The 11970-nt window shown below is 70.5% G+C and carries 14 protein-coding genes; 2 read left to right on the top strand and 12 right to left on the bottom strand.

Annotated features, from left to right (window positions below; all coding sequences use genetic code 11):
- Window positions 1-223: 223 nt before the first annotated feature.
- A complete protein-coding gene (locus ACYVIO_RS23655; protein WP_460653046.1) occupies window positions 224-1135 on the top strand; it encodes a phosphotransferase in 912 nt (303 codons plus the stop codon).
- Between the two features lie 109 nt (window positions 1136-1244).
- Here the strand turns inward: ACYVIO_RS23655 and ACYVIO_RS23650 are convergent, their stop codons facing one another.
- The 12 genes from ACYVIO_RS23650 to hisI form a co-directional block, all read right to left on the bottom strand.
- Window positions 1245-1979 carry a VIT1/CCC1 transporter family protein gene (locus tag ACYVIO_RS23650; RefSeq protein ID WP_460653045.1) on the bottom strand — a complete coding sequence of 245 codons (735 nt, stop codon included), beginning with the start codon at window positions 1977-1979 and terminating at the stop codon, window positions 1245-1247.
- Window positions 1980-2007: 28 nt separating this feature from the next.
- Window positions 2008-3084 (bottom strand): prolipoprotein diacylglyceryl transferase, encoded by a 1077-nt coding sequence (gene lgt, locus ACYVIO_RS23645; RefSeq protein WP_460653044.1) that lies wholly within the window; start codon window positions 3082-3084, stop codon window positions 2008-2010.
- A gap of 79 nt (window positions 3085-3163) precedes the next feature.
- Complete coding sequence (locus ACYVIO_RS23640; protein ID WP_460653043.1) at window positions 3164-3871, bottom strand: DsbA family protein; 708 nt, start codon at window positions 3869-3871, stop codon at window positions 3164-3166.
- Entirely contained in the window at window positions 3868-4353 is a 486-nt protein-coding gene (locus ACYVIO_RS23635; protein WP_460653042.1) for a MauE/DoxX family redox-associated membrane protein, read from the bottom strand. Before ACYVIO_RS23635 ends, ACYVIO_RS23640 begins: the two co-directional genes overlap by 4 nt.
- Window positions 4350-5012, bottom strand: coding sequence for an SCO family protein (locus tag ACYVIO_RS23630; RefSeq protein WP_460653041.1), 663 nt, complete (start codon window positions 5010-5012; stop codon window positions 4350-4352). The genes ACYVIO_RS23635 and ACYVIO_RS23630 overlap by 4 nt, the downstream gene beginning before the upstream one ends.
- Window positions 5013-5019: 7 nt before the next feature.
- Window positions 5020-5847, bottom strand: a complete 828-nt coding sequence (trpA, locus tag ACYVIO_RS23625; protein WP_460653040.1) for a tryptophan synthase subunit alpha — start codon at window positions 5845-5847, stop codon at window positions 5020-5022.
- Window positions 5844-7055, bottom strand: a complete 1212-nt coding sequence (trpB, locus tag ACYVIO_RS23620; protein ID WP_460653039.1) for a tryptophan synthase subunit beta — start codon at window positions 7053-7055, stop codon at window positions 5844-5846. Before trpB ends, trpA begins: the two co-directional genes overlap by 4 nt.
- A gap of 109 nt (window positions 7056-7164) precedes the next feature.
- Window positions 7165-7971, bottom strand: coding sequence for an indole-3-glycerol phosphate synthase TrpC (gene trpC, locus ACYVIO_RS23615; protein WP_184794290.1), 807 nt, complete (start codon window positions 7969-7971; stop codon window positions 7165-7167).
- Window positions 7972-7986: 15 nt separating this feature from the next.
- Entirely contained in the window at window positions 7987-8253 is a 267-nt protein-coding gene (locus ACYVIO_RS23610) for an HGxxPAAW family protein (RefSeq protein ID WP_184794289.1), read from the bottom strand.
- 53 nt (window positions 8254-8306) lie between these two features.
- Window positions 8307-8840: a Trp biosynthesis-associated membrane protein gene (locus ACYVIO_RS23605; RefSeq protein WP_460653038.1), complete on the bottom strand. Its 534-nt coding sequence runs from the start codon at window positions 8838-8840 to the stop codon at window positions 8307-8309.
- Entirely contained in the window at window positions 8840-10330 is a 1491-nt protein-coding gene (locus ACYVIO_RS23600; RefSeq protein ID WP_460653037.1) for an anthranilate synthase component I, read from the bottom strand. Before ACYVIO_RS23600 ends, ACYVIO_RS23605 begins: the two co-directional genes overlap by 1 nt.
- Complete coding sequence (gene hisI / locus ACYVIO_RS23595) at window positions 10327-10656, bottom strand: phosphoribosyl-AMP cyclohydrolase (protein ID WP_344170081.1); 330 nt, start codon at window positions 10654-10656, stop codon at window positions 10327-10329. The genes ACYVIO_RS23600 and hisI overlap by 4 nt, the downstream gene beginning before the upstream one ends.
- 139 nt (window positions 10657-10795) lie before the next feature.
- Between hisI and ACYVIO_RS23590 the strand changes: the two genes are divergently transcribed.
- The gene (locus ACYVIO_RS23590) at window positions 10796-11911 is read left to right on the top strand and encodes a dipeptidase (RefSeq protein WP_460653036.1); all 1116 of its coding nucleotides are present in this window, start codon (window positions 10796-10798) and stop codon (window positions 11909-11911) included.
- Window positions 11912-11970: the final 59 nt, after the last annotated feature.

The following is an 11970-nucleotide window of genomic DNA, read 5'->3' as shown; positions in this document are numbered from 1 at the left end:
CAACTGGCCGCGGGACAACACTGGCCCAAGCCGGGAGTCCCGAGACTACCTCAAGACGCCCGACTGGTGGACAGTCGTTTCACGGCCGGACGCCCTTTCACTGTTGAGTGTCACGCCCTGTAAGCAAGCGCTCACTCCGCCGCTCCATCTTCGCAGGTGGGAGTGCTCCGGACCACCCGAAACCAGGTGAACATCCGGCGTGTTCTGACTCAAGGTGGTGTCCATGCATCCTTCCTGGACCCCGCTCACGCTCGGCACGGGGCAGCACAACGGCGGAGTTTGGCGAACGCCGGAGGGTTCGGTGGTCAAACGCCTCGTGCGCGGCGCTGAGGAGCCCCGCCACCACGCGTACTGGCGCCGGCAGGCCCTGGTAGCCGAGTCGGGGCTCGTCCGGCGTACGCCGGGACTGAAGGCGCCGGAGACGCTGCGGGTCGAGGAGGACGCCGAGGGCATCACACTGTGGATGGAATGGGTGGAACCGGCGCGTGGTGTGTCGACGACACTGGCCCCGTCCGTTGCTGAGCCGGGGCCGCCCGACCGGCGGCCCGCTGGATCGGGCTCACCTGCTGCCGACGACCTCGTGCTGGCCGCCGCCCTCGGGCGCTTCGCCGGCGCCGACCTGGCCGAGCCGTCGTGGGGTGCGCGGGACGTGCTGCCGACTCGATTGGAGACCGTTGCCCGGCGTGGTGGGTGGGCTTCTTTGGGTGACGCCGACCTGAGCGATTCGTTGCTCAGGGCACTCAATCGGTTGTGGGATCGACGGGAGGCCGCGCTGGCGGAGCTCGCGGCGTTGCCCCGGGTGCCGACGCACGGCGACGCGCACCCGATCAACCTGCTCGGGCGCGACGGTGACGACGTGATCGCGATCGACTGGGAGCAGTTCGGGCTCGCGCCGCTCGGCTTCGATCTCGGGTATCTGCTGCTGGCGTCGAAGCGGTCGTTGGACGAGCTGATCGACGCCTTCGGCGATCCCGCCGTACGGCGTGGCGCCGCCCTGGTTGCCGCCTTCACCGCAGCGTCACGCGCAGCCTGGTCGCTCGGCCAGCCGGACCCGGGCGGTCATGTCCGGCAGTTGGTGGAACTGGAGGAAGTCGTCTACCTCGCCTGCGACCAGGCCCCGTGGAACGCGGTGTAGCGGGCGGCGACGCGCAGCACTGATCAACCTCCGGCCCGGGGCGTGTTCAGGCGGGCGGAGGGCCGCTCGAGGCTGCGATCCGGTGGTTGATCAGTGGTGGGCGTCGGCCTCAGCCGATGCCCGGGCCGACGAGGGTGCCCACGAAGTAGGTGAGGCCGGCGGCGGCTGCGCCGAGGAGGAGCTGGCGGAGGCCGGAGTACCACCAGGAGCGGCTGGTGACGCGGCTGACGACGGCGCCGCAGACGAAGAGTGCGGTGAGGGACATGATCAGCGCGGGGAGGACGTTGGAGGCGCCGAGCAGGTACGGGAGCAGTGGGATGAGCGCGCCGATGGCGAAGCAGACGAACGACGACGCGGCGGCGACGACCGGGGACGGCAGGTCGTTCGGGTCGAGGCCGAGCTCTTCACGGACGTGCTCCTCGAGCGCCTGCTCGGGGTTGGCGTGGAACTGCTTGGCGACCTGGTCGGCGAGCTCCGGGTCGAGGCCCTTCGCGCGGTAGGTCTCGGCGAGCTCGATCTCCTCGTCAGCCGGGTGCCGCTGGATCTCCAGCCGCTCGACCTCGATCTCTGCGCGCGCCAGCTCCCGTTGCGACGCGACCGACGTGTACTCCCCCGCCGCCATCGAGAACGCCCCGGCCGCCAGCCCGGCCAACCCCGCCAGCACGATGAACTGCGACCCCGACGAGGTCCCGCCGTCCATGCCGGCGATCAACGCGAAGTTGCTGACCAGCCCGTCCATCGCGCCGAACACCGCCGGCCGAAGCCACCCACCCGTCACATCCCGATGCATGTGGTCGCCGGAATGCTCCGCGGAGACAGCAGCAGGAGCCGACGCGCGAGGCACGTCGGCTCCTGCCGGTGTGGTGCTTTCGTCAGTCACGAGACCCGTCAGCGGGCGGGGTCGGGGCGGCGTCGGAGGCGCCGCCCGCCGGAACACTCGCACCCTGCGGGCGCTTGCCGTCGGCCTCGCCTTCGGCGTTGAGCGACGCCGTGTCAGCGTCGGACTTCGGGGTCTCGCCTTCGGCGTCGAGCGACGGGGTGCTGTCGTCGGCGTCAGCAGCAGCCGACGCCTCCGGAGCGTCGTCGTCGGTTGCCGGCTCTTCGGTGCGGATGTCTTCCTGGCCGGGCTTGGTGCGGGAGCTGTAGATGAAGAACGCGACCGCGGCGGCGAAGACGATCAGGGAGGTCCACACGTTCAGGCGCAGGCCCAGGACGTGGTCGGCCGTGTCGATGCGGAGGTTCTCGATCCAGGCGCGGCCGATCGTGTAGCCGGCGACGTACAAGGCGAAGGCCCGGCCGTGCCCGAGGCGGAAGCGGCGGTCGGCGAGGATGACCAGGGCGACGACGCCGAGGTTCCAGAGGGCTTCGTACAGGAACGTCGGGTGGAAGGTCGCGTACTGCTCGAAGCCGGCGACGCGGTGCGCCGAGTCGATCTCCAGGCCGAACCAGTGCGTGGTCGGGCGCCCGTAGAGCTCTTGGTTCCAGTAGTTGCCGAAGCGGCCGAGGACCTGAGCCAACGCGATTCCCGGCGCCATCGCGTCCGCGACGGCCAGGAACGGCACCTTGTGCCGGCGGCAGGCGATCCACGCGCCGAGGGCGCCGAACGCGATCGCGCCCCAGATGCCGAGCCCGCCGTTCCAGATCTTCAGCGCGTCGATCGGGTCCAGCGGCGAGTCCTTGCCGAAGTACCGGCCCCAGTCGGTGGCCACGTGGTAGATCCGTGCGCCGACCAGGCCGAACGGGACCGCCCACATGATGATGTCGGCGAGCACCTCGGCGGAGCCGCCGCGGGCGACCCAGCGCTTCCGGCCGAGCCAGTAGCCGACGAAGATGCCGGCCAGGATGCACAGCGCGTACGCACGCAGCGGCAGACCGAAGAGGTGCCAGACACCCTGGCTGGGACTGGGAATGAAGGCCGGAACGATCACGGCGGTCAGCTGACTAGACATGGCAAGCACGAACGCTACTCGACCCTCCCCACCGCGACCACCAACCTGCGGTCACGATGGGGACTCGGAGTGCGACGAATCAGCCCTTCGCCTCGGTGACGGCGGCGGTGATGCCTTCCGGGGTCAGCGCGTCGGCCGGCAGCTGCTTGTCGTTCACGAAGACCGTCGGCGTGCCCTCGACCTTGCGGGTGTTGGCGGCCTGACCGACCGACTCCAGCCAGCCGGCGTACGTGTTGCCCGTGACCCCGGCCTCGAACTTGGCGTCGTCGATCTTCAGCTGCTTGCCCAGCTCGATCAGCTGGTCCTGGGTCCACGACTTCGCGAAGTCGGCGTACAGCTCGTCGGCGTAGCTGCGGGCCTTGCCCTCGGCGGCCGCGGCCGCGAAGGCGTTCGCCAGCCGCGGCGAGTTGTCCGGGTTGACGAACATCAACGGCCAGTACGTCAGGGTGGCCGTGCCGTCGTCGACGAGCTTGTTGATCGCCTCGCCGGCCTCGTCCTCGAAGTCCTTGCAGTGCGGGCAGCGGAAGTCCAGGTACAGGTCGATGTTGACCTTGGCGCTCGCCTGCCCGACCTTGACGCCCTGACCGTTGGTCCCGGGACCGGTGATCACGGTCGGCTCCGGCTGGCCGTTCGAGCTGACCTCGACGCCGGAGTTGCTCCGCCAGTACTGGACGCCGACGCCCGCGCCGAGCGCGAGCAGCAGGATCACGACCACGACGACGCCGGGCCCGATCCGGCGTTTCTTGCTCTGCAGCAGCGGGTTCACCGGGGTTTTGCTCTTGCTCACGACGCCGTGGCTCCTGTCGGTACGTGGGGATCTGATTCGAGGGCGAACTTGCTGAGCGGGCGGACGAACAGCCAGCCCGCGAGGACCAGCAGACCGGTGTCGCGCAGGATCTCCTGCAAGTACCTGGTCTGGCCGGCCGCGACCTCACCGCCGCCGCCGAAGCAGCCGCAGTCGATCGAGAGGCCGCGGGCCCAGGCGGACGAGACCGCGGCGATGAACACCACCATGAACACCCCGGCGGCCACTCCGGCCGGCCGGGTCCCGAAGCCGACGATCAGCAGCAGGCCGATCGCCATCTCGAGGAACGGCAGACCCCACCCCACCGGGGTCACCAATGCCTCCGGCAACAACTCGTAGGCCCGGACGGCCTGCGCGGCCATCGCCGGGTCGGCGACCTTGAGCGCGCCGGCCACCAGCATCACGACGCCGAGCGTCAGCCGGGCCGCCGTCGACACCCAGGGCAACCAGGCCCGCGGGCTCACCGGTTGTCCTCCACCAGCTTGCCGAAGTCGTGCGCCATGTCACCGATCGCGGCGTTGTCGAGCCACAGCACGGTGGCCTTCTCGTCCTTGCCGAAGCCGAGCACCTGGGCGCCGTGGCCGACCTCGTACCCGCCGGAGGGCAGCTTCTTCATCCCCTCGACCGGGACGCCGACGGCCTTCGCGATGTCCTTGATCGAGGTGAGCGAGCCGGTCAGCCCGACGAACGACGGGTCGAACCGGTCCAGGTACTTACGGATCACCGGGCCGGTGTCCCGCGCCGGGTCCGTGGTGACGAACAGCATCTGGACGTCGTCACGGACCGGGTCGTCGAGCTTGGTCAGCGCGGAGGCGACGTCGGCCATCACGGTCGAGCAGACGTCCGGGCAGTTGGTGTAGCCGAAGAAGACCAGCGTGACCGGTTTCTTGGTCGACGTCCGCAGGTTGAACTCGTTGCCCGCGGTGTCGGTCAGCGACTTGGCCGGCAGCGCGTACGGCCGGTCCAGCACCGCGCCGCGCAACCCGTTGGGGTCACCCGATGCGGTGCGGATCACAGCTCCGCCCGGATTGTCGGCCTGCTGCTTCTGCCCGCTGCTGCACCCGGCGAGGGCGAGCAGAGTCACCGCGGCGAAGAAAACGGCCGCGTTCCTGGTTCGACTCACGGGCGTACTAACGAGCGGCGGGAGCCGTGGGTTCCCGCCGGACGCCTTCGGCCAGACTTTCCGTCAGTTCCCGTACGCCGGTAGGCCCGCCCGCCGTCAGTGCCTTCACCAGCGCCGACCCGACGATGACGGCGTCCGCGAACTTGGCGACCTCGGCCGCCTGGTCACCGTTGGACACCCCGAGCCCGACGCCGACGGGAATCCCCGTGGTCGCCTTGGTCCGGGCCACCAGCGGCGCGGCCAGGTCCGAGGCCTGGTCACGCGTGCCAGTGACACCCATCACGGCGGTCGCGTAGACGAAACCGCGGCAGTTCGCCGTGGTCATCGCGATCCGCGCGTCGGTCGACGACGGCGAGACCAGGAACACCTTGTCCAGTTCGTGCTTGTCGGCCGCGGCGACCCACTCGGCGCCCTCGTCCGGGATCAGGTCGGGCGTGATCAGCCCCGCTCCCCCGGCGGCGGCGAAGTCGGCCGCGAACCGGTCGACGCCGTACCGCTCGATCGGGTTCCAGTACGTCATCACCAGCACCGGTACGTCGGAGTACGCCGCGAGCTTCTCGACCGTCGCGAGCACGTCGCGGGTGCGCAGCCCACCGGCCAGTGCCGCCTCGGCGGCCCGCTGGATCGTCACGCCGTCCATCACCGGGTCGCTGTACGGCAGGCCGAGCTCGACCACGTCGACGCCGCCGTCGATCATCGCCTTAACCGCGTCGACGGCCACGTCGATCGTCGGGTAGCCGGCCGGGAGGTAGCCGACCAGGCCGGTCCGCCCGGCCTCCTGGGCCTTCCGGATCGCGCGCCCACCGTTGCCCAGGGCAACCAGCTCGTCGCTCATGCCTGCTGACCCTTCTCGATCAGGCCGAACCACTCGCCGGCCGTGTCCATGTCCTTGTCGCCGCGGCCGGACAGGTTCACCAGCAGCACGGCGTCCGGGCCGAGCTCCTTGGCGATCTCCAGCGTGCCGGCGATCGCGTGCGCCGACTCGATCGCGGGGATGATGCCCTCGGTCCGCGCCAGCAGCTTGAACGCCTCCATCGCGGCCGCGTCGGTCACCGGCCGGTACGACGCCCGCCCGGTCTCCGCGAGCCACGCGTGCTCCGGGCCGACGCCCGGGTAGTCCAGGCCGGCCGAGATCGAGTGAGACTCGATCGTCTGGCCGTCGTCGTCCTGCAGCAGGTAGGACCGGGCGCCGTGCAGTACGCCGATCTGGCCGGCCGTGATGGTCGCGGCGTGCCGGCCGGTCTCGTACCCGTCGCCGCCGGCCTCGACCCCGTACAGCTTCACGTCGGTGTCCGGGACGAACGCGGCGAACAGGCCGATCGCGTTGGAACCGCCACCGACACAGGCGATCGCCGCGTCGGGCAGCCGGCCGAGCAGCTCCAGCGACTGGGCCCGCGCCTCGTCGCCGATGCCGCGGACGAAGTCGCGCACCATCGCGGGGAACGGGTGGCCGCCGGCCGCCGTACCGAGCAGGTAGTGGGTGTTGTCGACGCTGGAGACCCAGTCGCGCAGGGCCTCGTTGATCGCGTCCTTCAGCGTCCGGGAGCCGGTCTTGACCGGGATCACCTCGGCGCCGAGCAGCTTCATCCGGGCCACGTTGAGCGCCTGGCGCTCGGTGTCGACCTCGCCCATGTAGACGACGCACTCGAGGTCCAGGTACGCGCACGCGGTCGCGGTGGCGACGCCGTGCTGGCCGGCACCGGTCTCGGCGATCACGCGGGTCTTGCCCATCCGCTTGGTCAGCAGCGCCTGGCCGAGCACGTTGCGGATCTTGTGGGCGCCGGTGTGGTTGAGGTCCTCACGCTTGAGCAGGATCCGGGCGCCGGCGACGTCGGACAGCCGGGTCGCGTCGTACAGCAGGCTCGGGGTGCCGGCGTACTCGCGCAGCATCCGCTCGAACTCGTCGGTGAAGGACTTGTCGGCCATCGCCTCCTGCCACGCGACGGTCAGCTCGTCCAGCGGGGCGATCAGGGCCTCCGGCATGAACCGGCCGCCGAAGCGGCCGAAGTGCCCGAGCTGGTCGGGGAGCAGCAGTGCAGTCATCTCTCGCCTTCCGACCCCCGTCGGCCAGGGCCCGGAAACGACCGACGGGCCCGACCGAAGTCGAGCCCGCGGACGATCCGGACCCCTGACGGAGCAGGGGTTCTACGTCTCAGTGACGCTGCTGGATGGCGGGGTGCGATCCGGCAGCGACCAGATCGGCGACCGAGCTGCGGGGATCGCTGCCGGTCACCAGGGTTTCACCGACGAGGACGACATCGGCCCCGGCGCGCGCGAACTCGATTACATCACGCGGGCCGCGGACACCCGACTCCGCCACCCGGACCAGGTTGGCCGGGATGCCGGGCGCGACCCGGGCGAAGGTGTCGCGGTCGATCTCGAGGGTCTTCAGGTTGCGGTTGTTCACGCCGATCAGCTGGGCCCCGGCGTCGACGGCGCGCCGGGTCTCCTCCTCGTCGTGCACCTCGACCAGCGGGCACAGGCCGATCGACTGGGCCCGCTCGATCAGCGAGACCAGCGCCTCCTGCTCCAGCGCCGCCACGATCAGCAGCACCATGTCCGCACCGGCCGCGCGGGCCTCCCACAGCTGGTAGGAGGACACCACGAAGTCCTTGCGCAGCACCGGTACGTCGACCCGGCCGCGCACCGCGCGCAGGTCGTCGAGGCTGCCGTTGAAGCGCCGCTTCTCGGTCAGCACCGAGATCGCCGCCGCACCGCCCTGCTCGTACTCCCCGGCCAGCGCGGCCGGGTCGGTGATCTCGGCCAGCTCGCCCTTGGACGGGCTGGACCGCTTCACCTCGGCGATCACCGCGATCCCGTCGCCGCGGAAGACCGGCATCGGGTCCTTCGCGTCGGGCATCCGCTGGGCCTCGAGCTTGAGGTCGTCCAGGCTGACCGACGCCTGGCGCTCCGCGAGGTCCTCCCGAACCCCGGCGAGGATGTCGTCAAGCACAGTCATGTCGTGGTCCGTCCGTCAGTGGTGGTCGCTGGACTTGGCACCGAAGCCGAGCAACTGCATCACCTTGCCGACCAGTCCGCCGGCCACCGCGATCGCGGCGGAGATCCAGAACAGCACCCAGTTCGGTCCCATCACCATGGCGATGGCGCCGAGGGTGAAACCGACCAGCACGATCACCACGGCGGTCCAGGCCGCCGGCGTGCTGCCGTGCAGGCCGCCCGCGTGGGCGTCGTCGTCGCTCTCGTACTTGACCGGTACTTCCGTGCTGGTTTTGTCCGTCACCTGGGCCACTCCTCGTCGTCGTCCCGTCCTATTGTGGCGGTAGCCCGCCGCGATCAGATCGTCGGGTCCTCACCCGCGTCGATCGCCTTCCACTGATCCGCGGGTGTGGCGGCCGGATCACGCTCGTAGCGCCGGGTCGGACGCCGCCACCGGTGCGCTGTCAGTACGCCGGTCAGCCCCGCCACGACCAGGGCGACTCCCCCGGCCAGCGCCAGCCAGGGAGCCGGTCCGGTGCTCAGTCCCACGTGGTCGGTGACCGCCTGGCTGAGCTCGGGACGGAGGCGGCCCAGCTCGGTCGTGCTCGGCCGGACCTGCAGCGCGACCCACACAGCCGCGACCCCCATCAGCAGCACCAGGGCGGACAGGATGCGCCGTACCGCCGTACCGGCGAGTTTGGCGACGACCACCGCGACCACGGCCGCAAGGCCCATCGTCAGCGGCGCGCGGGTGACGGCGTACCCGTTGAAGTCGACCGACGGGCGGCCGCTGCCGGGGTCGGCGGTCGACCAGGTCAGGTACGCCGACAGCGCGAGCAGCGCCAGCCCCACGAGGGCGCTCAGGTCGACGATTCGTTGCGGGCTGCGCATCAGACCTCGGTGAATGTTCCGGCGACGGCGATCGCGTTGAGTACGGCGGCGGCCTTCGTGCGGCACTCGGCGTCCTCGGCCGCCGGGTCCGAGTCGGCGACGATGCCGGCGCCGGCCTGGACGTAGGCCGTCGAACCGCGCAGGACCGCGGTACGGATCGCGATCGCGGTGTCCACGTCACCGGCGAAGTCCAGGTAGCCGACCACGCCGCCGTACACGCCGCGGCGGGTGACCTCGAGCTTGTCGATGATCTGCATCGCCCGCGGTTTGGGGGCCCCGGACAACGTTCCGGCCGGGAACGCCGCGGTCAGCGCGTCGAACGCGGTCTTGCCGGCCGCGAGCCGCCCGGTGACGGTCGACTCCAGGTGCATGACATGGCTGTACCGGCGGACGTCCATGAAGTCGACCACCTCGACCGTGCCCGGCGCGCAGACCCGGCCGACGTCGTTGCGGCCGAGGTCGACCAGCATCAGGTGCTCGGCGCGCTCCTTGGCGTCCGCGCGCAGCTCCTCCTCCAGCGCGTGGTCCTCCTCGGGCGTCACACCGCGGCGGCGGGTGCCGGCGATCGGGTGCAGGATCACCTTGTTGTCGGTGACCTTGACCAGCGCCTCCGGGCTGGAGCCGACGATGTCGAAGCCGTCGAGGCGGACCAGGTACATGTACGGGCTCGGGTTGGACCTTCGGAGCACCCGGTAGATGTCGAGCGCGCTCGCGGTCGTGTCCAGCTCGAAGCGCTGGGACACGACGATCTGGAACGCCTCGCCCGCCCGGATCTCCTCCTTGGCGTGCTCGACGGCCTCCCGGTACTCCGCGCTCGAACGCTGCCGGCGCGGATCTGCCTCGGTCTTGCGCTCAGCCCGTACGACGTACGACGGCGTCGGCTGCGCCAGGTCGCGTTCCATCGCGTCGAGGCGGCGGACGGCGTCGGCGTACGACTCGTCGACGCGCTCGTCGGAGTCGTCCCAGTTCACCGCGTTCGCGATCAGCCAGATCTCGCCGGTCTCGTGGTCGAGCGCGGCCAGGTCGGTGGCGAACAGGAAGGTCAGCTCGGGCAGGCCCAGGTCGTCGACCGTTGTGTCGGGCAACTTCTCCAGGCGGCGTGCGGCGTCGTACCCGAGGAAGCCGACCATGCCGCCGGTCAGCGGGGGCAGGTCGGGCAGGCGCGGGGTGTGCAGGATCTCGAGGGTCTCGCGCAGCGCCTGCAGCGGGTCGCCGGTCTCGGGCAGCCCGACCGGCGGGTTGCCGGTCCAGATCGCCTCGCCGTTGCGCTCGGTCAGGGTCGCCGCGCTGCGGACACCGATGAACGAGTAGCGCGACCAGACGCCGCCGTTCTCCGCCGACTCCAGCAGGAACGTGCCTTCGCGCTCGGCCGCGAGCTTGCCGTAGACACCGATCGGCGTCTCCGCGTCGGCCAGCAGGCGTCGCGTCACGGGGATGACCCGGCGGTCCTTGGCGTACTCACGGAAGGTCTCGAGGGTGGGAGTGTTCACGCCGTCACCTCGATCTCACCGTGCTCGAAGCAGCTGCGGGTGCCGGTGTGGCACGCGGGGCCTTCCTGGTCGACCAGGACCAGCAGGGTGTCGGCGTCGCAGTCGACGAGGATCTGCTTCACGTGCTGGCGATGCCCGCTGGTCTCGCCCTTCACCCAGTACTCCTGGCGGCTGCGCGACCAGAAGGTGCTCCGCCCGGTCGCGGCGGTCCGGCGGACGGCTTCGGCGTTCATCCAGCCGACCATCAGCACCTCGCGCGTGTCGTACTGCTGCACCACCGCCGGGATCAGCCCGGCCGCGTCGAAGGTCAGCTCCTCGATACTCACCGTCCCATTGTCCCCCAGCCCGGGGACGGCCCCGACCAGGAGGGTTGCCGATGGACCTGAGGGCCGGCGTACTGGTGGCTCCTCGGGGGCGGTCCACGCCGGCCTGACAGGTGTGGTGCCGACCTGACAGGATGTCGGGATGACGACGAGTGTGGCGCGGGTGCAGACGCTGTTGCAGGACCATCCGCTGATCGACGGGCACAACGACCTGCCGATCGCGTTCTACGAGTTGTGCAACTACGACCTGGACGCGTACGACCTCAGCGTCTCGGTGCCGAAGCTCAACACCGACCTGCCGCGGCTGCGGCTCGGGCAGGTCGCGGCGCAGTTCTGGTCGCTGTGGGTGCCGCAGGACGACGACGCCGTACGACGGACGTTCGAGCAGCTCGACTTCGTGCACCGGCTGGTCGAGCGGTTCCCCGAGTCGATGGTGCTGACGCCGACCGCGGCCGAGGTCGAGGCCGCGTTCAAGGAGCGCCGGATCGCGTCGCTGATGGGGATGGAGGGCGGGCACTCGATCGGTGAGTCGCTCGGCGTCCTGCGAGTGATGCGCGCGCTCGGCGTGCGGTACATGACGCTGACCCACAACAACAACGTCTCCTGGGCCGACTCGGCCACCGACGAACCGGTGCTCGGCGGGATGAACGAGTTCGGCGAGCAGGTCGTCGCCGAGATGAACCGGATCGGCATGCTGGTCGACCTGTCGCACGTCTCCGCCGACACGATGCGGCACGCGCTGCGCGTCACGACCGCGCCGGTGATCTTCAGCCACTCGTCCGCACGGGCGGTCTGCGACGTGCCGCGCAACGTGCCGGACGACGTACTGACCACGCTGGCCGGGAACGAAGGCGTCTGCATGGTCACCTTCGTGCCGTACTTCGTCTCGCAGCCCTTCGTGGACTGGGTCGCCGAAGCGCGCGAACTGGCCGACTCGATGGACCTGGACCCGCTGAAGCCGGCCGACCAGAAGAAGATCGCGGCCGCCCACCCGAAGCCTGCGCCGAAGGCGACGCTCGAGGACGTGGTCGCGCACGTCGAGCACGTGCGCGAGGTGGCCGGGGTCGACCACATCGGTCTCGGTGGGGATTACGACGGTTGCCCGCAGTTCCCGGTCGGGCTGCCGGACGTTGCGTCGTACCCGTCGCTGTTCTACGCCCTCGCCGACCGCGGCTGGTCGGACGAAGACATGGCAAAACTTGCCGGAGGCAACATCCTGCGGGTCCTCCGCGCAGCCGACGACGTGTCAGCCGGCTGACGAGGACTCCGGCGGGCCGACGAGGGCTCCGGCGGGCTGACGAGGGCTCCGGCGGGCTG

It is taken from the genome of Kribbella endophytica, assembly GCF_054781295.1.
This window is presented reverse-complemented; position numbering and strand designations above follow the sequence as displayed.